The organism is Thermotomaculum hydrothermale, assembly GCF_016592575.1.
Taxonomy (GTDB): Bacteria; Acidobacteriota; Holophagae; order Thermotomaculales; family Thermotomaculaceae; genus Thermotomaculum; species Thermotomaculum hydrothermale.
The window spans coordinates 435,981-459,433 of record NZ_AP017470.1 but is presented as its reverse complement, the minus strand read 5'-3'; the positions used below and the strand labels follow the sequence as shown (position 1 = coordinate 459,433).

Here is a 23,453-nt window from a genome sequence, read left to right as displayed (position 1 = left end):
TTTGTAACCTTTTTTAGAACAATAGTTCATATTTATTGAATAGAGAAAGGAGGTTTTATGGAGAAGTTTGATTACATAATAGTTGGGGGCGGGCCGGCATCAAGGATTTTAAATAAGTATATCCATTTTTTTCATAAAGATGCAAAAACTGCTGTTTTCAGGGAAGAAGAGAGGATTGTTAACCATTGCGGCACTCCGTATATCGTTGAAGGGGAAATACCCTGGGAAAAGGGATTGATAAAAGAGGAGATTGTTACAAGGTGGGGGACTCCAATTATAGTTGAAAAGGTTGTTGACGGGAATCCGGAAGAAAAGTATGTGTTAACAGAGAAGGGAAACAAATACTACTACGATAAATTGATTTTTGCAACAGGTACAGACCAGATTATCCCCGATATTCCAGGTAAAGACTTAAAGAATATCTTAAAGGTTAGAAAAACTGTTGATTTAAAAGAAACAATGAAGATTTTAGAGGGGATAAACAATGTTGTTGTTTTAGGCGCAGGTTACATCGGGCTTGAATTTGCCGTTTCACTTAAAAACATGGGAAAAAATGTTACAGTAATTGAATTGATGCCCCATGTTTTAGGGGGAAGATTGGACGATAAATACATCTCAATGATAGAAGAACACCTTGAAGAAAAAGGAATTAAGCTTCTAACAGGCAAAAAAGCTGTGAAATTTATCGGTAAGGAAAAGGTTGAGGCTGTTGAACTTGAAGATGGGACAAAAATTGAAACAGATGCGGTTTTGTCTGCTGTTGGAGTCAGGCCTTTAACTGATTATGCTGAAAAATTTGGCCTTAAAACATCAAAGAATGGAATTGTTGTAAACGAATACTTTGAAACAGGGGTTAAAGACATATACGCAATAGGGGATTGCATTGAAACAAAGCACTTTGTTACAGGAAAACCATTTCCCGGCAAATTAGGTTCAAACGCCGGGCAGATGGCAAGGATTTTAGGGTTAAATTTTGGCGGTATAAAGAGGCCTTATGAAGGTGTTATAAATGCAACAGTAACAAAGGTTGGGGATATTGCAATAGCAAATGCAGGGTTAACCGAAAAGGATGCAATAGATAACGGCTTTGAGGTAATCACAGGCTATGGTGAATCAACCTGTATGTATGTAAATATGCCAAATCACAAAAAGGTTTATGTTAAGGTGATATACAATAAGGAAAATTTACAGTTTATAGGGGCAGAGTTAATTGGAAAATTCAATCCAGCAGGGTTTATTGAAACCGCAACTCAATTGATTTTAATGAAGGCAAATTTATACGATGTTATAGGTTATCACTATTCATCACACCCTGAATTAACTCCAAAAACATCTCACCCATACTTTGCATTTGCATCAGAAGAGGTTTTGAAAAAATTGATTAAAGATAAGAGAATACCTTAATTTACCGCAACAAGGTTTTCTATACAGGCAGGTCTAAATGGCCTGCCTTTTTTATTTCACAAGAATTGTCTTTGTAATTTTGTTGCCCGCATAATCTAACAACTCAAGTGTGTATTTCCCCTTTAATACCTTCCCCTCGTAAAAAAGCCACCTTCTATCTCTATCGTATTCAAGTTTGTACTCATTTTTGTCGCTTTTAAAAACAATTGAGTCTTCGTCAATTCCCTTACCAATATCTATTGCTTTAATAACAAACTTTCCATCAAAGTAATAAGGTTTGCCTTTAATTTCAGGGGGAACATTGTCAATAAAAACACCAATTTCACCAACCCTGTAATAATCTGCTGATATAGAATCTTTTTCTGTTTTATCACCAATAAAAATCCACCTTTTTCTTAATCTATTAAAAAAGTAAATTCCGTATTTTTTATCAATGTTTTTAAGAAAAAATGTATATTTAACACTTTTTACAAACTCATTTTCTCTTTCAATCTTGAAAAAAGAATCTTTAACAGGTATTAGAAAGCCCTTAAAATCTTTAATCTTTTTTATTTTTAAAAGCCTCTTTTCTTTATTTATTCCCACTAAAGATATCTTAAAATTTTTATAAACAAATTCCCTTTTTTCATAATTATAAGGAAATACTGCATAAGCCTTAAAATCAATCAAATTCTCAATTTCTTTTGCAAAAATTACCCTGTCATTTACCACAACAGAAAGCGGTGAAAAAAAAGCCGGCTTACCCTTAAATTTAGTGTAATTAAAGGTTGCCGTTAAAACAGATTTGTTATTGTGAAAGTCTGAAACAACAATCTTTAAAGCATTTTCACCCTTTTTAAAAGGGTATTGAGTTAGCATTTGAGAAACACTTAAAGTGCAGCCTTTGATTTTGAAAAGATTATAAAAATACTTTGTTGGGAAAAGGGAAGTGTCTTCAAAATCGTAAACACAGCAGGATTGCTTGAAATTATCAAAGGAAAATCTTTCAGGATTAAAAACATAAACAGGCTTGCCATTCAGGTAAAAATTTATACTCTTTACCCCCACCTTCCCCCTTCCAGCAGTATCATAGGCGCTTAAAGCAAAAAGGATATTGCCTGAAATGTTGAATTTTCTTAATTCAAATTTGTTTTTCCTCTTCCTGTATGCCTTTAAATACCCCTCTTTAGTTTTTCCGTTAAAAGAGGAAAAAGAATCCTGAGGTATTATCTTTAAGCCAGAAATTACAGGATAGGTTGTGTCAAACCTTGTATCAAAACCGTATTTAGATGCGTCAACAGGGTTGTTGTTGTAATCCCTTAATTCAAAGTGAAGGTGTGGCAATCCTTCTCCAGATTCTCCGCTCAACCCAACTATTGCACCTTTTTTTATTTTTATCTTTTTATCCCCAAGCACAATTAAACCGGGATACTTTGTTTTTCTTATCTTTTTGTAATTATCTGCAATTTTTTGAATAGCCTTGTTAAAACATTTAAGATGACCGTAAACTGAAATCAATTTTCTCTTTGGGTGCTTTATGTAAACAACATTTCCATATCCCCTTTTCTTAACCTTTATCATATAAACATAGCCATCGTCAAAACACCTGACAGGATAGCCTGTTTTCCCGTTTGTGGATAAATCAAATCCTGCGTGAATGTGGTTAAACCTGTACTCGGAAAATGTGCCTGTAATCCCATTGTTTTTTAAAAGAGGCCAGTAAGCAAGCAGGGCTATTAAAATTAGATTTTTCATAATCCGTACTTTGCAAGTTTAGAAAGAAGGGTTTTATAATTCATATCAAGCTCCTTTGCCATTGCCAACTTATTCCCTTTATGCTTTTTAAGGTAAAATTCAAGAATTTTTTTTTCAAAATCTTCCTGGTACTTTCTAAAGGTTTTATCAGGGTCTAAATTTATTCTGATATTATCATCTATCTCTGAAATCCCTCTATCAAAAAAAACTTCTCCAAAGATAACCCACTTTTCAACAAGGTTTTTCAACTCTCTTACATTCCCTCTCCACTCCATCTTTTTCAGAGTTTCAAGAGTTTTTTTGTCAATTTTTAGACTCTTCCCCTTTTGACTCTTTTCTAAAAAATAGTTTAATAAAAGAGGTATATCCTCAGGCCTTTCCCTTAAAGGGGGCACTTTTACTGTAAATGCAGATATTCTATGATACAAATCCTCTCTAAAAGTACCATTATTTACCATTTCTTTTATATCTTTATTTGTTGCAAAGAGAAATCTAACATTGGCCTTTAAAAATCTTTCTCCCCCAACCCTTTGATACTCACCGCTTTCAATAAGCCTCAATATTTTTGCCTGAAGGTTAAGAGGCAAGTCCCCAATTTCATCAAAAAAAACAGTACCCCCCTCAGCAACCTCAATTAAACCCTTTTTTGAGTTAATTGCCCCTGTAAAAGCACCCTTTGAATAACCGAAAATCTCTGACTCAAAGAGGCTTGCAGGTATTGCAGAAGAGTTTATGGGGACAAACATTCTGTCTTTTCTCTTTGAATTCAAATGGATATATCTTGCTATTATCTCTTTTCCACTGCCGCTTTCTCCTAAAATAAGCACCGGTATATCCTCATCTGCATACCTTTTAGCAATTGAAAGGGTATTTTTAAAAATAGGGCTTTCCCCTATTACCTCAAACTTTTTTTCTCCATTATCTATTTTTCTTTTTAAAGCTATTGTTTTTTCTGCTTTTTCTATTAAAACTGCAAGAAGATTTAAATCAAGAGGCTTTGGGATAAAATCAAAAGCACCTTTTCTCATCGCTTCAACAGCGGTGGGAATATCACCAAAGGCAGTCATAATTATTATTTCGCTTTCAGGACATCTTTCTTTCACAATATCTATAAACTCAATCCCGCTAATCCCCGGCAATTTTAAATCGCAGAGAATTATATCAGGGTAGTGGAGAAGGTGTTTCTCTGCCTCTTCCGCTGATTCAGCATCAAAAACATAGTATCTTTCACTTAAAAAATCCCTCAACATCTCCCTTAAACTTTCTCTGTCTTCTACAATTAAAACCCTTGTCATAGCCTTACTATTACCTCTGTCCCTATCCCTTGTTCAGATTTTATCTCTATGCTCCCATTGTGTTTTGCAATTATCTTTTCACATATTGCAAGCCCAAGCCCTGTGCCTTCACTTTTTGTGGTAAAAAAGGGAACAAAAACCTTTGTAATTTCATCTTCTGGAATTCCCTTTCCATTATCAACAACCCTGAAAATAACCTCACCATTTTCACTTTTCTTAAGAAAAACCTTAACTGATGGATTGTCATTTCCCCTTACACTTTCAATTGAGTTTAAAATCAAATTTTCAAAACACTGACGCAATAAAACTCTGTCTCCCTTAAAAACAAAGTTTTCTGACTCAAATAGAAAATCCACATACTCTTTATCTTCAAATTTAGATTCAATTTTATTTAAAAATTCCTTTGCATCAATATTCTCAAGCGAGATATTAAGAGGCTTTGCATAAAGAAGGAATCTATTTACAACCTCGTTTATATTTTCACTTTCTTTTAATATTTTCTCTGCATACTTTAATGATTTATCATCATTTTCCCCCGTTAATATCATTTGAGCATAGCCTTTAACAGTGGAAATTGCATTCTTAAACTCGTGGGCCATATTTGCCGACATTTCACCTATATACTCAAGCCTGTTTCTTAATTCAAGCTTCTTCTTTGCATTTTCAAGCTCTGTAATATCATGGATTAAAAGAAGTATCCCCTCAGCATCTGTCATAAATTGTATTTTAGATACCCTTATCAACAACACCTTTTCTTTTAAATTTAACTGTTTCTCAAAGGGTTGAAAAAGCATTGAAAAATTTATTGATTTAACAAACTCAACAAAACCTTCAGGAAAGCCTAACTCAACAATTGTTTTTCCATTTGAATTTTCATCTATACTAAAGAGTTTTCTAAAAAAACTATTTGAATCTCTAAGTTTTTTATACCTATCGAAGACTGCAACTCCCACAGAAATGTTGTCAAGTACTGTTTTCTGAAATCTCTCTTTTCTCTTAACCTCTTCAGTTAAGGCATGTTGTTTTTCAAGTGCTGTTTTTAAGTTTTGATAGAACACATCGTCAGGCTCAACAACTTTTGAACTCTCAAACTCTCTTTTAAGTTTCCTTACAATTAAAATAAAAGCAACAAAAAGAAAACCAACAAAAACTAAACTGCCAATAATTAGAGTTTTCAGCCTTTCGTAATCCATAGTTAAATATTACTACATAAAAACAAAAAAAGGCAGGTTACCCTGCCCTTTCAAACTGATTTTTTCTAAAAATTTAATCTAATCCTAACATTGCCTCCCTGACATCAGGTATCTCTGTCTTTTCAGAAAGGTAAATTGAGAAAAGCGCTTTTTTGAAATCCAATCCGGGAACAACACCCTTCTCTTTACCATTTAAGAGTACCTTTGTACCAACACCTGGAATATAAACCAAATCCCATATATCATCTTCGTGGGTTTCTACATCAAAGAATGATTCAAAAAGTTTTATCTTGTTTTTAAGTTTCATTAATTCATTGTCGCTTAAAACTTCCTCAAAACTGTCTTCCCATGCCCCTCTCATCTTTTTAGAAGAAACACCGTCGTAAATAAAATGCAATCTTACTGCCATAGGTTCATCAGCATTTATAATCGCTTTTGCGTTATGGGATTTTTTTGTAAGATATAATCCACCGGCATAAACCTTTACCCAGAATTTCTTTCTTATACCTGCACCATTCAAAACAAGGGTAGCATCACCAAATTTTAAAGTGTCAGGAAGATTTTTGCCCGCTATTTTCATAGAATAAGACGGAATAGCAAGTAAAATACCTAAAACCAAAACAATAAACTTTTTCATATTTACCTCCCACAAATTTAAAGAGAAATTTCAATAAAACTATACCACATTTTCATCCGTCTAAGAATAAGAATTTTGTGAGTTAAAACACTTGAAAGTTAAAAACAATTGTCTTTAATTACAATCTAATGGATAATATATTAGTGAAAGGGAGTGAATATGGCAAAAAAAATTCTATTGCTGTTTTTTGTTATTTCTACTGTAAGTTGCTTAAAGTTAGGAAATAGTATCCCGCTTGAAACAAAGGTTGAGCTTTTCTGGAAAGCAAGAATGACTGGAAAATATACCTTTAACTACAACGGGAAAACAATGAGGCTTTACGATGATTTCCTCCCGCAATCGCTAAAAAAAGAGATTAATGAAAAGAAATTCTACTCACTTTTAAATTACAGGGTATTAAAGTATGAAATTGAAAATATTAAATACAACAAAAATAAAACAGAGGCAGAAGTTAAAGTCTCAATTACCATTGATTTTCAGGGCTATAAATTAGAAAATGTTATTGTAAAAAACAAATGGATAAAAGAAAACGGAGACTGGAAAATTTATTTAAAAACACAGTCAAATCCATTTTACAACTATTAGGAGTTAACTATGAAAAAAATAATTATACTATTCTTAGTATTAATCAGTATTAATGCCTTTTCAAAGATATTAATAATTGAAGGAAATTATAAAGGGTTCAATAATAAAATTTTAAAAAAACAATGGAAGGTAAAATTAGAAGGAGATAGCGCAAAGTTTTTCCTTAATGGGAAATACAAAGCAAAAATGGAAATCAAAAATGGGAAGATTGTAAGAATTGAAGAAATCAAAAAATTTGCAGGGAAAGAGAGGGTATTTATTGTTACAAAACCTCAGCATATAAAATTAGAATTAAAAGCAAACTTTTATCCGTTCTTGCCAGTTTTTAATTATATGAATAAAAAGACAATAAAAGTAGCAAATACTCCAATTTTTAAAATATTAGAGGTTAAAGAAAGATGAAAAAAATATTTTTTATATTAGCTTTAATTTTTATCTCACACATTTTAATTGCAGAAACAACCGAAGTTGTTGAAATAACTACGAGGCCATGGAACGGATACTGGTGGCCAAATAAAGAGGGAGCTCTATGCTCAGGCAAGGGATACAATGGATTCCCCACTCCCATGGAAAAATATGATTTAGCCTTTAACCAACCCTATCTTGCAACACAGTGGGAACTGGAGAATCACTACCAACCAGATGGAGAAGGCTGGTGGGGGCACTGCAACGGCTGGGCTGCGGCAGCGATTTTGGAACAGGAACCCACACACAAATGCACATACAACTCAATTGTTTTCTATGTAGGGGATTTAAAGGGATTGTTAACAGAATGCTATCAGGGAGCAGATGCTGGAGCAAGTTTTTACGGTACAAGGTATGATGGAGATGATAATCAGGAGGCTTTTGAGGATATTAATCCCCTGGATTTACAAAATGTACTTGAAATGTACTTGAAGGACAACAATATGTCTATTCTACTTGATACAGACCCCTCAAAAGAGGTCTGGACTTACCCTGTGTTTAAATATGAGTTATCTTATACTGATGAAAACAATATCAGGCATTGTACCCTTAAAATATACTGCGCCACAGACTCATACGACGATGGGATATTAGACCCTGATGATTCAGGAGACACCCACGTATATACAAGAACATACACCTATGATTTAACCCTTAATTCAAATGGAGAGCCAATCTCAGGGGAATGGACCGGGGACTCTGTAAATGACCACCCTGACTTTGCATGGTATCCTGAAACAATTGAAAGCGCCAATCCTTATGTAAACCTTGATAATGTGCATGAAATTATGAACCACGATTACACTCAAGAAGACGATGGAAACGAACCTGACAACTCATTTGAAGAGGCTAACAAACTTGACACAAACCTTATTTACAGAATATTAAACGACGATTACTTTACTTTTTTTATTGAACCAGGAGAAAACATAGACTTAAATATTTACTTCAATGATTATCAAAACTACGCATTAGGCAGAATCTATGACAAAGATGAAAATTTTATCGATTATGTACAGTACGACAGTAATTACAAAAGTGCCCATTATAATTTCTCAGCATTAGACAATGTTGAGGATTATTTTTTAAAGGTGGAATACCCTATTATTGGATACTATAACGATAATTATTCGTTAAAAATAACTGAAAATAATAAAAAAATAATAATACCTCACACACTCAATACAGCATACTGGGATAATTTCCTATACGCTGCATTTATTCCTTACAGAACTGTGAATAGTGAAACTCAGGAAGAAACAGAATATACATCAACGACAGGCTCTCTTGTTGGAGTATTTGATACACATTCTCAATTAATCAGTAAAGACATAAATATTAACTCAGCATTTCAGGAATTACCGTTTACTGTAAACGACGAAGTGCCTCAGTGGGTAAAATTGAACAGCGATAATGAGCATATAAAAATTTTAAGTTTTTATCAGTCTGAAGGTGAAGGCTCAATGGGATATTTTTACTCAATTGCCCCTGCTAAAAGGTTTGTTTTGCCCCATGTGCCACCTGAAATTCACTACTGGTGGTATGGACTGGTAATTGTTAATCCATCACATTTCAAAAAAATAAGGGTAAACTACAAACTTTACGATTACAATAAACAAGTATTAAAAGAAGGCTATTTTGACATTCCACAATACGGAAAAATTGTTGATGTTTTTGAAAATCTTTTTCCAGATACAAACATGGATGACACAAGTTATTTAGAATTCTCCAGTTCTGACAAAATGGTTGTTTCAGCACTTTACGGGACGAGAGACCACAGGGAACTTGCATATGTACCTGCCGACTCAAACTTTATTAAAAAGGGAGATAAATTCTATTTTACAAAGAGTATGATGCCTCAAAGTGAAAATCCCTGGGCAGGAATAGCCATTGTTAACCCGTCTGATTCTCTAAATGCAACTTTGCATATTTCAATTGTTGATAACCACAATACTTATACTCGCTACAACATTACATTAAATCCACACGAGAAAAAGGTTGATGTTATGGAAAACTTTGTTCCAGAGAATATTAATTTTAGCGATGTTGAAAGGATAGAGTTTGAAGTTACAAATGGGGAAGTTTCAGCATTCGCACTTTACGGAGACCACGATAAAGGCACACTTGCATCCTGTCTTCCTATAGGACTCAATAGCGGGATGATAACCACATACTTCCCGTACATAACAAATCACAACCTGAATACTACCCTTTTTTTAAAAAATGAAAACAATTATTCAGCACAGGTAAAGGTTTACGCAATCAATGAAAATGGAGATGAAATAGAAGATATTACCCTTGATTTAACAAACTTTGAATTAAAGGAAGTAAATATTAGTTCAGCCTTTTCAAACCCAGACCAGATAAAGACATTAAAGGTTTACAGCTCAAAGTTTATTACCCCTTTTGCCGTACTTAAAAGCCCTGATGAGAAATTCTATGAAATTATAGGGCCAGATTTTACAAAACAAACAATTATTGAGCAAACTCAATAAAAAAAATATAATTTACTGAAGAAATTCTTTTTAAAGGGGGTTTATATGAAAAAAACAATTACAGTTTTTTTACTTCTTTTGTGCTCTAATTTGTTATTTTCCCTTCACTTGAAAAGTCCTGAATTTAAAAATGGAGGGAAAATTCCTGAGATTTTCACCTGCGATGGCAAAGACCTCTCTCCTGAACTTGAAATAACAGGTATTCCTAAAGGTACAAAAAGCCTTGTTTTAATTATGGATGACCCTAACGCTCCTATGGGAACCTGGGTTCATTGGGTGGTGTACAATATCCCTGCCACAGTAAAAACTCTTAAAAGAGATTTCCCTAAAAAGCCTGTTTTGCCAGATGGAACAACCCAGGGTAAAAACAGCTGGGGAAAGATTGGATACGGTGGTCCCTGCCCCCCTAAAATTACAGGAGAGCATCATTACTTCTTCAAATTATACGCTGTTGATAGAAAATTAAATCTCCCTCCAGGGGCAACAAAAAAAGAGGTTCTAAAAGCAATAAAAGGACATGTAAGAGGAAGAGCAAGATTAATGGGAAGGTATAAAAGAAAATAAAAAAAGCCCCGAAATTCGGGGCGTTAATTTTTTATGTAAATACTCAATATACCTTAAAGCCTTTAACTCCTCCAACCTTTGTCATTGTTGAATCATCATGTCCGTTTCCTTCAAGGCAGAAAGAAACTACACCAATCTGAGAATCTATTTTAACCATATCAACATTTCCAGAGAATAAATCACTTAACAACCCAACCCACTTTGCATGAGCATTTAAATCAATTGTCTGCTTAAATACCTCTTCTGCCTTGTAATACCCTGTCACTGTTACCTGATTATCAATGCCATAAGGATTAACTATTGTTATTCCTATCCAGTCATTTACACTATCAACAACAGGCAACAACACTTCTGCAGCAGCATTTGAGATTAAGTCAAGGCCGGTTAACAACTTCCTGTTCATTGTGCCAAAAAGCTCATAACCCATTATAGGGATATCAGAATTAATCTCAAGCCATGCAGCATCAACAGGGAATTCATCTTTTGTTACAAAGGCATACTTTTCTCCTGGATTAAGGAAATACCTTTTTGTTCCATCCAGCAAATTACCATCTTTGTCATAGGGAATTATCTCAACTATGGCAGTATAAACCATATCCGGATTTATTATTGCAATCCCCGTCCACCAATAATCGGAATTATCTATATGTGCAACATAGAGTTTTGTGCTCAAACTCTGCTCAAGAGTCAATTTACAGGAATTGTCCTTATCTTTTACCCTGAAGGTTTCTGTGGAACATATTGGGACAAAGCCATAATCATTTTGGCCTAAAACATTTGCCATATTAACCTTGTAGTCAGGCCAGCTGTTTCCAAATATAGATGATACAACATCAAATTCTTTAGAAGAATAGGGATTATATAGATTATTATCAAACGGGATTACAGCATTAAGTGGAGAGTAAGCCAGATTAAAGTTGCACGCACTCTCACCTACATTTGCAACCTGAATGAAAGTATCCCAGTACTCAATTTCAGGGGCAATGTGCGGTACAGGTGCACTTAAACTGTTTGTTTTATAGCAAGCCTCCGTCCAGTCTCTCATATCCCCCCTTGAATCTGTAAAGTCATCCATTTGAAAAACAGCAATTTTCTTTGAAGAATTAAAAACAACAGTGTATAAATCCTTATTTAAGCTTAAACCTTCAAATAAATCATTTAAGGTTTTATGAATTGCCTGATTTGCATTTAAGTCAAAATTCTTTGTAGCTATTAAAATTCCCTGAGAATTATAGATATCAGCAGTCATTGAGGTGTTTTCAGGAGAAAGAATAGAAATCAAAGAATCAGGCTTTACTGCAACAAGGTAAATTTGCTGAGAGGGTAATGAATTTTCAGAAACAGCAATATCGTCAATGTACCATCCCCCACCATCCATAGCAAGAGAGTAATCAGATGTACAGATAAACTTAACATAAACCTGCTTTCCTTTAAAAGGGGAAAGATTTATCACTGTTTTAACCAAATCTCCAAAACCGCCACCTGTAAAAGCCATCCTTCCTTCATAAGGGCCTCCCTGAAGAGAACCGCTGTAACCATTTGACAGAATATAAGCGCCGGCATCAAAATATGTATTTCCCCCATCAATGGAAAGCTCAACCAGCCCTCCGTCGTATCCTTCTTCAAAATAATAGGTGTGGTAAAAACTCAAAACAAAATCTCCATCAGAAGGCAAGTCTATCGGCCCATAGATAAGATAAGATGAATTAGTATTCTCTAATTCTCGCCCATACCAGCATGTGCCATTTGAAGTGGCATAATTGTTTGAAGTAATTGACCAGGCATCAATAGCACCGTTAGTGGAATCACTTTTATCACTATCATATCCGTGTGTAAAATTGTCCTCACTATCACAACTGTCACTTTGCAACACAGTTTCACTTATAGTTTTGAACAAAAATATTCCTTCTTGCGAATAAGAATTTCCTACCTCGTCTACCGCTGAAATTGATGCATAGTACTCTGTTTCAGGTTCCAGACCATCAATAATTTCATTTATATCTGCACTATTGATAAAATTCAATTCTTTAACTAGTATATTCCCCGGATATTTGTAAATATTCAAATCTATTGATGAACATTTTTCATTAAAACTAATCTTTACAACCCCACTGTGAGAATCCTTGTAATGAGCATTAAAGTATACAGGATAAGGAGAATCGCAATCCATAAAAACTGTCTTAACAATTGTTTTTTCCCCCTCACTTCCATATTTTTCATCCACATATTCAACCTCAAAAATCCCACTTCCACTACCGAATAAATTTGATATAGAAACAGTTGCCTGGTATTTCCCATCATCAACTTTGTTTAAAACAACACTTTCTGAACTATCATTCTGTTTATCTATAATTTTAAGTTCTAAAGTATCAGCAGTTAAATCGCTGTCCCATACCTCAATTTCAACCTCACCATTACAGGAAACCACCTCTTTATCTAAAAACAGCATACCCTTGCTAACAGGCTTATAAGCCTTTGTATAGGTTGATGGGTCTCCGAAAAGGTTGTACTGCTGGAAGTACCTTAATGTGCTCCCACCACCATTGTAATAGTTGTAAAGGTAAATCTTTCCAGCATTAAACATTGGCCCTACCTGATACTCCCTATCCTCAAACATTGCCTTAAAAACCTTTCTCTCAAGAACATCATCCTCATCCCAGTAAGAGTAAACGGAAGAGCCCCAGAATGCAGAAGCTCCATGAGTTACCCTTATCCATGTTTCTGCTAAACACTCAGGATATTGATAATCATTATAATCCCCTGTTTGACATGCAAAAGAGAAAACAAAAGGATAAATTGTGTTTGTCAACAGGGTTCTTACATCACTTTGGCTGAACTTAACATCCCAGTTTAAAAACCATTCTGTTGGACTGCCGTGTCCAGAATAAACGACAAAGATATCTCCTGAATTTATTGAGTTTGCTATTTTTGAAACACTTGCCCCTGTTGTGTGGTAAAAAATTTTTTCGCAATTAAAATTATTTGGCTCAAAATAATTCTCAATTACATAATTGTGTGTTGTTTCTGTAATCTGATAATTATCATCTGCTGTAATAAAAACTGCATTGTCTTCCAAAGAACCTATATTCTCTTCCATATAGACAATTTTATTTATAATGTTTGTTAACTCATCAGTTGAAGATACAGACAGCCTTCCACATGCCATATCTGGAAAGTAGTCATCTCCGTCAACAGTGGTATAGTACAAATCTGTATAGGGATTGTCTGCAGTACTGCATCTGAATGCAGGAATATCAGCGGTATCCCCAACAAGGATAAGAAAATCAGGCCTTGTATTTGCATTGGCATACCTTTCTGAAATAAAATCCTGTATTTCCTCTTTTGTTGTTCCGGTATCTTCAAGGGTAAAAACATCAACATCATAGCCCATAGATTGTTTATGAGTTATCAGAGTTGAAAGAGTATCTACATAGTTAGATGGAGTTATTATTAAAATCCTTCCCATTGATGCAGACTTGCCCTTAATTTTACCACTTTCAGGCTTGAAGTAATTTAGAAAAACTTTTGAATACAATCTTTCAAATGCAGGTGAAGTTGAAGAAAAATCAACTGAAGTGTTTTTTATTTTTAGCAAAACTTCCTTATAAACTACCAGTTCATTCTTTTTAGGAAAATAGCGAAATGGATGAATTGTAATTGTAATTCCCCTTTTGCCGTGAACAATGTATGGTTTCCCTAATGTTATAAGATTAAATTTAGTTTTCTCCTGCTCATAGTATGAAAAATCAAACTCAAAAGGCCTGTCTTCAATTCTCCTTGATTTTGGCCACGGTTTTTGAACAGGAAAAACAGGTGCATCTAACTTTATTGTTTCTTTTTTATATGACAAAACCTCAACCTCAGGGATAGTATCTCCAATAACCATTGAAAATGATGAGGTTGGAAGTTGAGCCTTTCCGTAATCCACACTATAACCTAAATCTCCTGCTTTAATTTTTACAAATTCTCCCTTTTTGGTTTTTACCTTTTTTATCTTTAATTCAGGCAATTTAAACCTTGTCTCAACATAGTTTTTAGCAGTGTCAACTTTCATTAACTCCACACCATTTTGCGGAATCGCCGCATATAGAAATGAAACCATTAAAAATGAGAGAAAAAGAATTGCTTTTTTCATAACTCCCCCTATTTATTTTATTGAACTAATAATACCCCTTTATATTAAAAAAAATCAAGGCTACATAAATCTTTCTTGACTTAAATCACAAAATCGGTTGCAACAGATTAAGTTTTAATCATACAATAATAAGGTATCAGCACTTAATTCAGGGAGGAGATTATGGAAATTAAAAAAGTTGGCGTTTGCGGCGCAGGTACTATGGGAAATGGAATTGCCCATGTTTTTGCTCAATTTGGCTTTGAGGTTGTAATGAGGGATGTTAAAGATGAATTCGTTGAAAGAGGATTGAAAACAATAGACAAAAACCTTCAAAGGGGAGTTAACAAGGGGCGAATGACTGAAGAAGAGAAAAAAGAAATTCTTGGAAGAATAACCCCAACAACCGATTTAAACATGCTAAAAGACTGTGATTTTGTTGTTGAGGCAATTACTGAAAACTTCGAAATAAAGAAACAGTTAATCCAGGACCTTGACAATATGCTAAGGGATGAGGTTATTATTGCTTCCAACACTTCTTCAATTTCAATTACCAAGCTTGCTGCACTTACAAAAAGGCCTGACAGGGTCATAGGAATGCACTTTATGAACCCTGTACCTGTAATGAAACTTGTGGAAATCATAAGAGGGGCTCAAACTTCAGACGAAACATTTAAAACTGTAAAAGAATTAACTGAAAAATTGAACAAGGTAGGAGTTGAGGTAAATGACTTCCCAGGCTTTGTATCTAACAGGATTTTAATGCCAATGATTAACGAAGCAATATTTGCCTTAATGGAAGGGGTGGGAACCCCTGAAGCAATTGACGAAGTAATGAAATTAGGAATGAATCATCCTATGGGGCCTTTAACACTTGCTGATTTTATTGGGCTTGATGTGTGCCTCTTTATTATGAATGTACTTTATGAAGGGTTTAAAGACCCGAAATACAGGCCATGCCCATTGCTGGTTAAAATGGTTGATGCAGGCTACCTTGGAAGAAAATCAGGAAAAGGATTTTACGATTATACTAATGAATAGTATGCGGGGGTTAACCCCGCTTTTTTGTTTTATAATCCCCTTTTTGTTGTAAAATTAAAAAAGCAAGTTTAAGGGGAATTATATGATTTGCCATAAATGTGGATTTTTAAACCCGGACAACACAAAGATTTGTTTAAGTTGCGGGGCAAAACTTATTACAAATATAAACCCGAAATTCGGGGATTTATCAGAATTTGATAACAACAATCTGGTAACTCAACTTATATCAAAATTTGAAGAAAATTTTTCCAATATTTTTGATGAGCTTGAACGGTTAAATAAAAGAACTGAAAAACTTGAATCTCAAATTATGGAGTTGAGAAGCGGACTATTTACCCTTGTTGACCTTTTGTCTGAAAAGGATTTAATAAAAAGAGAAAAATTCTCCCATATCTGGGAGAACAATATACTCCTGCACATAGCAATGGAAGAAGAGAGGGACAAATTCTTATCTCTAAAAGACGAGATACTTTTAATGGAAGAAAACAGCAAAAAAGAAAAACTTGAATCAACATTAAACAAAGTTGAATCTTATTACAATACAGGAAACAGCGAAAAGGCTCTTGAAGAACTTGAAAAGGCATCAAAAAAACATAAAAAAAATTATAAACTCCACCTTTTTTTAGGTCAGATATACTATTTGAAAAAAGACTACTCTAAATCAATAGAGCACCTGTTTAAATCATTTGCCCTTCAACCAGAAGACTATGAGACAAACCTTTATCTTGGAATTGCTTTAAACGAAATAGGACAACCAGACAAAGCACAGGAGTTTTTGTTAAAGGCAATTGATTTAAATCCAAACGATTACCTTCCCTTTTTCACACTTGGAACAATATACTTTTTTGAAGAAAATTACAAACTTGCAGAACTTTTTCTAACTCAGGCAATGGAAATTGAAAAAAGGCCTGAAACTATGTTTTTCCTGGGATTAATATATAAGGCTCAGAATAAAAAGAAAAAAGCTGAAAAATTTCTTAAAGAAGTTATAGAAATGGAGCCTGACTTTGAAGACGCCTATTATTACCTTGGCTTAATTTACCTTGAACTAAACTGGAACAACAAGGCAAAGAAAATGTTTGAAAAGGTTCTTTCCCTTAATCCCGCAAGGTTTGAATTAAATGCATTTAAAACTGGGAAAAACTACGATTTTGAGGGGATCCAACTAAACGAAGAGGTTAAAAAAATTACCAGAAAATGCGAAAAACTGATTGAAGAGGGAAAAGATGAGCATGCAATTGAATGTTACAGACAAATCCTTGATGAAATGCCTGAAAACCCGGAAATTCTTCTCAAATTATCCACTCTGTACATTGAAAAAGGGGACACAGAAAGGGGAATTGAAACAGCCTCTATTTTGCTGAATAAAAATGTAAACGAAAATACATTGCTCCATGCATACAATATAATCCATACAGCACTCTTAATTGACGGAAAAATCAAAGAAGCATATGAAATTATGAGCAAATTTCTTTCAAAGGCAAAAGACAATTTTTCAAAATCATTTGTTTACACAACACTTGCATTTGATTTAATTGACTTAAACGAAATTGACAAAGCCATTGAGTATGCAAAATCAGGACTAAAAATTGCTCCCAGGGATTTGAGACACATAGCATTAGATGCATTAGGGTGGGCAAACTACAAAAAGGGACGTTTCAAAAAAGCACTTGAATTGCTAAACGAAAGCATAAGCATTGAACCAAACAATTACAGCGCTATCTATCACCTTGGAATGACATACCTTACATTGAAAAAGAAAAGCAAAGCAAAAAAAACCTTCCTTAAATTGCTTAAATTAAAGGATTCAGAAAACGAAATAATCCCCCACATTGAAAATGAATAAAAAAACAAACCTTAAAGAAAAATTAAAATCCCTTCTTTTAAAACCAGGTGTCTACCTTTTCAAAGACGAAAACGGAAAAATCATATATGTGGGAAAGGCTAAGAGTTTAAGAAAAAGGGTAAGTCAGTACTTCAACAAAAACGATTACAAGGGAAAACTAATTCTCTCAAAGGCACAGGATTTAGAATTTTTTGTAACAAACAATGAGGTTGAAGCATTACTCCTTGAATTTAGTCTGATAAAAAAACACAAGCCTCTGTTTAACATTCAGCTGAAAGACGACAAAAGCTATCCATACCTTCTCCTTGATTTAACAGAAGACTTCCCGGGAGTTTACTTTACAAGAAAGAAAGAAGAAGGAAAAAGAATATACTTTGGCCCTTACCCTTCTGCATCAAGCGTCAGAAAAATAATATCTGTTATTGAAAAATACTTTAAACTAAAAACCTGCAAAACTGATTTTTCAAAAATAACAAGACCCTGTCTCAAATACCAGATAAATAGGTGCTCAGCTCCGTGCGTATTCCCTCAAATAAAAAACAAATACCTTGAAAATGTTGAAATGGCAAAAAAATTTTTAGAGGGGAAACTTACATCCCTTGAAAAGGATTTAAAAGAAAAAATGGAAAAAGCATCAGAAAGCCTTGAATTTGAAAAGGCTGCCGAATTCAGGGACACACTATTTTCTCTTAGAAAATTCAAGGAAAAGCAGGTCGTATTTATGGATTTGCCTGACACAGATTTTCTTTTTTATAAAAAGTATGAAGAAAAACACTTTTTAATCGTTTTTTACTTCAGAGGCAAAAGAATTATAGACAAAAAAGAGTTTGTATTTGACAACACTCAATTTGAAAATCCCTCTCACTTTTTAGGATTGTACATAGCATCATTGAAGAGCAAAATAGATCTAGTCCTGACAAACTTTGAGATAGAAAATAAAAAAACACTTGAAGAAGCACACAATAAAAGATTCGGGAAAAAGGTAAAAATAAAAGACATCTCAAACTTAAAAAAATTTCAACCTCTTTTAAAAATGGCTAAAAACAACCTTGAATTTTTAATAAAAGAAAGAGAAAAAGCAGGGGAAAACCTATTGAAAATCAAAGAATACCTAAAACTTAAAAATACACCGGAAACAATTTACGGCTTTGACATATCCCACATAGGTGGATGCTTCACTGTTGCATCTTCAATTTGCTTTAAAAACGGGGAAAAGGAAAAAAGCCTTTACAGAAGGATAAAGCTTGAAGAGGGAGTAAACGATGATTATGCTTCAATTTATATTGCAGTAAAAAAGAGGCTTGAAAGCGACTTAAAAAGAGGGCTTAAACTTCCAGATTTAATAGTAATTGACGGTGGAAAGGGGCAACTTGAATCAGCAAAAAAGGCATTGAAGGAATTGAAAATAGAAAGCATAGACTTAATATCAATTGCAAAAAAAGAAGAAAGGGTGTTTTCAGATAAATTCAAACAGGGAATAGTTCTTGATTTTTTCCTACCCTATGCAAACCTAATAACAAAGGTTAGAAATGAAAGCCATCGTTTTGCAAACGAATACAGAAAAAAACTCTATAACAAAAAAAATTTGAAAACAATATTAACTGAAATACCGGGGATTGGAGAAAAAACAGCCGCAAAACTAATTCAAAAATTCAAATCTGTTGAGAAAATAAAAAACACAGACACAGAAGAAATATCTAAAATTATTGGAGAAAAACTGGCAAGCAAAATAAAAAAATTCCTCAAAGAAATGGAAATTTAAGTTTAAGAAAATACTTATATCTAATTATAATTTTTTACCTTAACCTATATCAGCACAAGACACGGCAAACATCCTTTTTTAAAAAATTTTGAATTTTGTTGCTATAAACAAAGTCAAGCCCCCGGGGCCTATTCTTCGAGGTCTATGCCTCACTATTTCTTTCACGAGGTCTGTGCCTCACTTTTGATAAAATAGGCCCTAAGAAACCCTTACAGAAAGGAGGCTTGACATGAAACATTGTACCTCAAAAAAACCGAAATTATACTGCGGAATTGACCTGCACACTAAAAAAAGTTACATCTACATTATAAACGAGCAGGGAACAAAGGTTAAAAGCAAAGAAATTGACACTGAAGAGCAAACATTTATTACCTTTTTTGAAAGCCTAATTGAAGAAAACGAAATCTATTCGGCAATTGAAATCAGTTCATTAACCTTTCAATACTGCAACATACTCAAAGCCATAGGAATATCTGTATATGTGGTAAACACCTTAAAAAACGCCTACATCTCAAAGTCAATGAAAAAAACAGATAAAGAAGATGCAAAACGGCTTGCAATAAGCTTATGGAAAGAAATCCTTCCAGAACCTGTATATATCCCGTCGGAAAAAGAACATAGTTTACGCAAACTCATATCCCACCGTGCTGACCTTGTAAAAAGCAGAACAAGGCTAATAAACAGAATAAGGCAAAGATTAAGGGAAAAAGAAATAAAAATACCTTTAAGAACACTCAATAAAGCAAAAAAGATTGAGCCTGTTCTAAAAAGCATATCATATGAGATACAACCTATACTCCACTTTGAAATATCCCACATGTTTGAACAATTCAAACTACTTGAAAAGCAAATAGAACAAACGGAACAACTAATACACTCTCAAATAAATAAAGATGTCGACTTTAAAGAAATGTACAATCTGCTATTAACCGTCCCCGGAATGGGGAAAATAACTTCTGCCGCATTTATCTCAAGGGTAGGAAAAAACATAAAAAGATTTAAAAATGTACGCAAACTCATATCCTACTTCGGTCAATGCCCTAAAATAAGAGAAAGCGGAGGCAAAACAATAGGTAATCAGGGAATAACCAAACAGGGAAACGGAATGCTCAGGGGATACCTCTCACAGGTGGCAATAGCTGTTTTAAGATCAAAAAGTTGTAACTCCATACCGCTAAAAAAATGGTATGAAAACATAAAAAGAAGAAAAGGCTGGAAAAAAGCAAGAGTGGCACTATCAAGAAAAATAGCGGCAATATGCTACGGGGTACTTATACACAAAAGGCCGTATAACCCAATGCTTGTAACGGGAGAAAACAAATGTGAGAAACCATTGATAACAACTTAAAGCAGGGAGCGGTTCGCCTTTCAATCAGGCGATTCCATTTAAGCCGGGACACCCTGTCATAATCCATGTGCATATAAGCACTAAATTTTGTTTAGGAACCGGCTTATGGAAAGCAAAGTGAGGCAATGACCTCGGATAAATGAATGAAGAATCCCTGATAATGCTAAAAAGCAAAGGTGAACCGATAGATATATAACCTTTAACCTGAATTCAAGAAAGGAGGTGAAACAAAAAAATTATTTCCCCACTTGACTTTGTTTATAAATGAATTTTGAATTCTGAATTCTTGATTGAGGATAAACTATTTTAATTTAAAGAATTCCTTCATCAATTTAACATTCAAAATTTAAAATTCATCATTCACATTTCATACTTCATACTTCAAATCAAACCTGTCCACTTTTTTCAGGACGAGACAAACAAATCCAATCCCCTCAAAACTCATTTACCCAAACATTGCATAGTTTGCATGGCATATTGCAAGAGCAAGGGCATCGGAAACATCAAGGGGATAGCCGTTTAAATCAATATTTAAAAGGTGTTCCACTAAAAACTTAACCTGCTCTTTTTCCGCCCTTCCATAGCCTGCAATTGTTTTTTTCACATCAAGGGGGGTATAGGAGTAAACAGGCATATTGTTTAATTTAAAAAGAGTAATTGCACTACCCCTTAAATGGGCAAGCATAATGGTTGATTTAATGTTTACAGCGTAAAATATATCCTCAATTACCGCTATATCAGGCTTGTATTCTTCAACTATATCCTTTAATTGAGTAAAAAACTGAAAAATGACATTATCCAGATTGTCCTTGAATTTAAGAGGGGCAAAAAAAACAGGGGAGAAATCTCCCCCGTCGTTTACATCTATTATTCCAACACCAGTAACTTTTGTGCCGGGGTCAACTCCAATAATTCTCACTGAACTTCTGATTCATCAAAATCAAGGTTTGTCCATACATTTTGAACATCGTCGTGGTTTTCAAAGGCATCTAAAAGCTTTAAGGCTGACTGGAGTTTTGAACCTTCAAGCTTGGTGTAAGTGGTGGGTATCATTGAAACTTTTGCTTCAATCATAGGTATTCCTGCTTCTTCAATAGCATCCCTTACAGCGTTGAAGCTTGAGGTATCAGTATAAACTCCCCAGGTTTCACCTTCATCAACAACATCTTCTCCGCCTGCTTCAAGCACAATTTCCATTAAGGTATCCTCGTCAGCTTTATCTTTTTCAATTACTATGTAGCCTTTTCTGTTAAACATATAGGAAACAGAGCCGTTTTCTCCTAAATTTCCGCCGTACTTTGAAAAAAGGTGCCTTATTTCAGGGGTTGTTCTGTTTTTGTTATCTGTAACACATTCAAGGAAAATAGCAACTCCACCTGGGCCGTATCCCTCATAGGTTACATCTTCGTAATTTACCCCTTCTAATTCTCCAGTACCTTTTTTAATAGCCCTTTCTATATTGTCGGCAGGCATATTTGCCGCTTTAGCTGCAGCTATTGCAGCCCTAAGCCTTGGGTTTGAATCAGGGTCTCCGCCTCCCAACCTTGCAGCAACTGTGATCTCTTTTATCAACTTGGTAAAAATCTTACCCCTTTTAGCATCTTCCCTTGCCTTTTTGTGTTTAATATTAGCCCATTTACTATGTCCAGCCATAAATCCTCCGCAATTTTTTGTCAATAAATTATATCAAAAATCAAAGCATAAAAATAGAGCTATCAGAGGTGTAAGCCTCATACATTATTCTTACAGAATTTATCTCACCGCATTTAGGACACCTTTCACTCCACTTTTCCATCTCCCATCCACAATTTTCACACTTAAACCTGAATTTATCAAGGTGCTGCTCTTTTGCAAGCTGTTTTAGATATGCAAAGGCTGTATCAAAATCACTTCTTTTTCTATAAATATCTGCAAGATAATAGTAAAGTCCGGGAATATACCTCACTTCCCCTTTTATGTTTTCAAATATCTCTCTCGCCTTTTCAAGCAATTCAAGCCTGTAATATAGTTTGCCAAGAAAGAATTGAGCAAGCACATTGTAATTTTCGTTTAGCACAATTTCATTTAATGTTTCAACAGCACCTTCCGGGTCTGATTTTTCAAGAAAATAATCTTCAATCATCTGTAAAAATTCAACTATATGTGTTTTGTAGTAACCGTTTTTCAAAATCTCAACCATTTCATCAAATTTACCTTCTTCCTGTAGAAGCTTTGCATAAAACATGTATGCAGGGGCAAAATCAGGAAACTCTTTTATTATCTCTTTCAGCTTTTTCTTTGATTTTTCTTTTTTGGCTATTTCGTATTCAATCTCCACTCTCAATTTATCTGTATAAATATCCGGCCTGTACTTTTTACCCCTGTTGAATACTTTGTAAGCCCATTCCCATTCCTTTTTTTCTTTAAAATAGTCAAGGAGAAGCTTTCTACCAAAGCCTCTATCTGGTTTAGGGATTTCTTTTGATAAATAGTAAAGCTCTTCACTGTCAACCTTCAAATTACCTGCTTTGATAGCATCAATCATTTTTTGAAAAGCCTGAATGGTTGGTTTTCTTTTAAAGGCTATCAAAAAATACTCATATGCCTTATCGTAATTTTTTAGCCTTTTCTCTATAACCCCGGCAGTCATAAGTAAATCATAGTTTTTAGGGGAGATATCTAAAGCCTTTAAAATTTCTTCCCTCGCCTCTTCATACCTTGAAGAATACAGGTTGTTTAAAGCCCTCACAAAAAATCTGTTTGCCCTCCATGAAAGGTTTGATGATAGCCTGAAGCTTCTGTAAATTGCAAAGGTGACAATTCCTCCCAATAGAAATATAACTAAAAGTATTGTTTGAAGTTTAAAGAAAAAATGGCCAAAAACAGTAAAATTCTGTCTCAATAATTCAACATTCTCATAGTAAAGAAAGGCTACAATAAAAATTAAAACCGCAAACAAAATAATTAAAATTAAATCCCTGTTTTTCATTC

At 34.2% G+C, this 23,453-nt stretch carries 17 protein-coding genes; 9 read left to right on the top strand and 8 right to left on the bottom strand.

All coding sequences use genetic code 11. From position 1 onward, the window contains the following. Nucleotides 1–57 precede the first annotated feature (57 nt). Complete coding sequence (locus TTHT_RS02090) at nt 58–1,404, top strand: NAD(P)/FAD-dependent oxidoreductase (protein WP_201328389.1); 1,347 nt, start codon at nt 58–60, stop codon at nt 1,402–1,404. A 51-nt stretch (nt 1,405–1,455) separates the two neighbouring features. On the opposite strand, the gene TTHT_RS02085 is transcribed toward TTHT_RS02090, so the two are convergent. The 4 genes from TTHT_RS02085 to TTHT_RS02070 all read right to left on the bottom strand — a co-directional run bounded on the left by TTHT_RS02085 (nt 1,456) and on the right by TTHT_RS02070 (nt 6,263). Beyond that, entirely contained in the window at nt 1,456–3,138 is a 1,683-nt protein-coding gene (locus TTHT_RS02085) for a M23 family metallopeptidase (RefSeq protein ID WP_201328388.1), read from the bottom strand. Beyond that, nucleotides 3,135–4,433 carry a sigma-54-dependent transcriptional regulator gene (locus TTHT_RS02080; RefSeq protein ID WP_201328387.1) on the bottom strand — a complete coding sequence of 433 codons (1,299 nt, stop codon included), beginning with the start codon at nt 4,431–4,433 and terminating at the stop codon, nt 3,135–3,137. Before TTHT_RS02080 ends, TTHT_RS02085 begins: the two co-directional genes overlap by 4 nt. Next, nucleotides 4,430–5,626: a sensor histidine kinase gene (locus tag TTHT_RS02075; RefSeq protein WP_201328386.1), complete on the bottom strand. Its 1,197-nt coding sequence runs from the start codon at nt 5,624–5,626 to the stop codon at nt 4,430–4,432. The genes TTHT_RS02080 and TTHT_RS02075 overlap by 4 nt, the downstream gene beginning before the upstream one ends. A 73-nt stretch (nt 5,627–5,699) precedes the next feature. Continuing rightward, on the bottom strand, nt 5,700–6,263 hold the full coding sequence (locus TTHT_RS02070) for a chalcone isomerase family protein (RefSeq protein ID WP_201328385.1): 564 nt from the start codon (nt 6,261–6,263) through the stop codon (nt 5,700–5,702). Between the two features lie 159 nt (nt 6,264–6,422). Between TTHT_RS02070 and TTHT_RS02065 the strand changes: the two genes are divergently transcribed. From TTHT_RS02065 to TTHT_RS02050, 4 genes are read left to right on the top strand one after another with little or no spacing between them, the layout of a single operon-like run. Continuing rightward, nucleotides 6,423–6,848 (top strand): hypothetical protein, encoded by a 426-nt coding sequence (locus TTHT_RS02065; RefSeq protein WP_201328384.1) that lies wholly within the window; start codon nt 6,423–6,425, stop codon nt 6,846–6,848. 9 nt (nt 6,849–6,857) lie between these two features. Next, nucleotides 6,858–7,250 carry a hypothetical protein gene (locus TTHT_RS02060; protein ID WP_201328383.1) on the top strand — a complete coding sequence of 131 codons (393 nt, stop codon included), beginning with the start codon at nt 6,858–6,860 and terminating at the stop codon, nt 7,248–7,250. After that, complete coding sequence (locus tag TTHT_RS02055) at nt 7,247–9,808, top strand: hypothetical protein (protein ID WP_201328382.1); 2,562 nt, start codon at nt 7,247–7,249, stop codon at nt 9,806–9,808. The genes TTHT_RS02060 and TTHT_RS02055 overlap by 4 nt, the downstream gene beginning before the upstream one ends. A gap of 45 nt (nt 9,809–9,853) precedes the next feature. Further along, complete coding sequence (locus TTHT_RS02050; RefSeq protein ID WP_201328381.1) at nt 9,854–10,372, top strand: YbhB/YbcL family Raf kinase inhibitor-like protein; 519 nt, start codon at nt 9,854–9,856, stop codon at nt 10,370–10,372. A gap of 43 nt (nt 10,373–10,415) precedes the next feature. Here TTHT_RS02050 and TTHT_RS02045 read toward each other — a convergent pair whose 3' ends face one another. Beyond that, nucleotides 10,416–14,507 carry a C25 family cysteine peptidase gene (locus TTHT_RS02045; protein WP_201328380.1) on the bottom strand — a complete coding sequence of 1,364 codons (4,092 nt, stop codon included), beginning with the start codon at nt 14,505–14,507 and terminating at the stop codon, nt 10,416–10,418. A 162-nt stretch (nt 14,508–14,669) separates the two neighbouring features. Between TTHT_RS02045 and TTHT_RS02040 the strand changes: the two genes are divergently transcribed. The 4 genes from TTHT_RS02040 to TTHT_RS02025 all read left to right on the top strand — a co-directional run bounded on the left by TTHT_RS02040 (nt 14,670) and on the right by TTHT_RS02025 (nt 20,483). After that, on the top strand, nt 14,670–15,527 hold the full coding sequence (locus tag TTHT_RS02040; protein ID WP_201328379.1) for a 3-hydroxybutyryl-CoA dehydrogenase: 858 nt from the start codon (nt 14,670–14,672) through the stop codon (nt 15,525–15,527). An 82-nt stretch (nt 15,528–15,609) separates the two neighbouring features. Beyond that, nucleotides 15,610–17,373: a tetratricopeptide repeat protein gene (locus TTHT_RS02035; RefSeq protein ID WP_201328378.1), complete on the top strand. Its 1,764-nt coding sequence runs from the start codon at nt 15,610–15,612 to the stop codon at nt 17,371–17,373. Further along, entirely contained in the window at nt 17,366–19,135 is a 1,770-nt protein-coding gene (gene uvrC / locus TTHT_RS02030; RefSeq protein ID WP_201328377.1) for an excinuclease ABC subunit UvrC, read from the top strand. The genes TTHT_RS02035 and uvrC overlap by 8 nt, the downstream gene beginning before the upstream one ends. Nucleotides 19,136–19,364: 229 nt before the next feature. After that, complete coding sequence (locus TTHT_RS02025) at nt 19,365–20,483, top strand: IS110 family RNA-guided transposase (RefSeq protein WP_201328376.1); 1,119 nt, start codon at nt 19,365–19,367, stop codon at nt 20,481–20,483. A gap of 445 nt (nt 20,484–20,928) precedes the next feature. Here TTHT_RS02025 and ruvC read toward each other — a convergent pair whose 3' ends face one another. From ruvC to TTHT_RS02010, 3 genes are read right to left on the bottom strand one after another with little or no spacing between them, the layout of a single operon-like run. Then, nucleotides 20,929–21,402, bottom strand: coding sequence for a crossover junction endodeoxyribonuclease RuvC (gene ruvC / locus TTHT_RS02020; protein WP_201328375.1), 474 nt, complete (start codon nt 21,400–21,402; stop codon nt 20,929–20,931). Continuing rightward, on the bottom strand, nt 21,399–22,136 hold the full coding sequence (locus TTHT_RS02015) for a YebC/PmpR family DNA-binding transcriptional regulator (protein WP_201328374.1): 738 nt from the start codon (nt 22,134–22,136) through the stop codon (nt 21,399–21,401). The genes ruvC and TTHT_RS02015 overlap by 4 nt, the downstream gene beginning before the upstream one ends. A 40-nt stretch (nt 22,137–22,176) precedes the next feature. Continuing rightward, the gene (locus TTHT_RS02010; protein ID WP_201328373.1) at nt 22,177–23,451 is read right to left on the bottom strand and encodes a tetratricopeptide repeat protein; all 1,275 of its coding nucleotides are present in this window, start codon (nt 23,449–23,451) and stop codon (nt 22,177–22,179) included. Between the last annotated feature and the right edge of the window lie 2 nt (nt 23,452–23,453).

Coding starts and splice junctions, on each gene's coding strand:
- TTHT_RS02090 (WP_201328389.1), top strand. CDS start 58: ATGGAGAAGTTTGATTACATAATAGTTGGGGGCGGGCCGGCATCAAGG.
- TTHT_RS02085 (WP_201328388.1), bottom strand. CDS start 3,138: ATGAAAAATCTAATTTTAATAGCCCTGCTTGCTTACTGGCCTCTTTTA.
- TTHT_RS02080 (WP_201328387.1), bottom strand. CDS start 4,433: ATGACAAGGGTTTTAATTGTAGAAGACAGAGAAAGTTTAAGGGAGATG.
- TTHT_RS02075 (WP_201328386.1), bottom strand. CDS start 5,626: ATGGATTACGAAAGGCTGAAAACTCTAATTATTGGCAGTTTAGTTTTT.
- TTHT_RS02070 (WP_201328385.1), bottom strand. CDS start 6,263: ATGAAAAAGTTTATTGTTTTGGTTTTAGGTATTTTACTTGCTATTCCG.
- TTHT_RS02065 (WP_201328384.1), top strand. CDS start 6,423: ATGGCAAAAAAAATTCTATTGCTGTTTTTTGTTATTTCTACTGTAAGT.
- TTHT_RS02060 (WP_201328383.1), top strand. CDS start 6,858: ATGAAAAAAATAATTATACTATTCTTAGTATTAATCAGTATTAATGCC.
- TTHT_RS02055 (WP_201328382.1), top strand. CDS start 7,247: ATGAAAAAAATATTTTTTATATTAGCTTTAATTTTTATCTCACACATT.
- TTHT_RS02050 (WP_201328381.1), top strand. CDS start 9,854: ATGAAAAAAACAATTACAGTTTTTTTACTTCTTTTGTGCTCTAATTTG.
- TTHT_RS02045 (WP_201328380.1), bottom strand. CDS start 14,507: ATGAAAAAAGCAATTCTTTTTCTCTCATTTTTAATGGTTTCATTTCTA.
- TTHT_RS02040 (WP_201328379.1), top strand. CDS start 14,670: ATGGAAATTAAAAAAGTTGGCGTTTGCGGCGCAGGTACTATGGGAAAT.
- TTHT_RS02035 (WP_201328378.1), top strand. CDS start 15,610: ATGATTTGCCATAAATGTGGATTTTTAAACCCGGACAACACAAAGATT.
- uvrC (WP_201328377.1), top strand. CDS start 17,366: ATGAATAAAAAAACAAACCTTAAAGAAAAATTAAAATCCCTTCTTTTA.
- TTHT_RS02025 (WP_201328376.1), top strand. CDS start 19,365: ATGAAACATTGTACCTCAAAAAAACCGAAATTATACTGCGGAATTGAC.
- TTHT_RS02015 (WP_201328374.1), bottom strand. CDS start 22,136: ATGGCTGGACATAGTAAATGGGCTAATATTAAACACAAAAAGGCAAGG.
- TTHT_RS02010 (WP_201328373.1), bottom strand. CDS start 23,451: ATGAAAAACAGGGATTTAATTTTAATTATTTTGTTTGCGGTTTTAATT.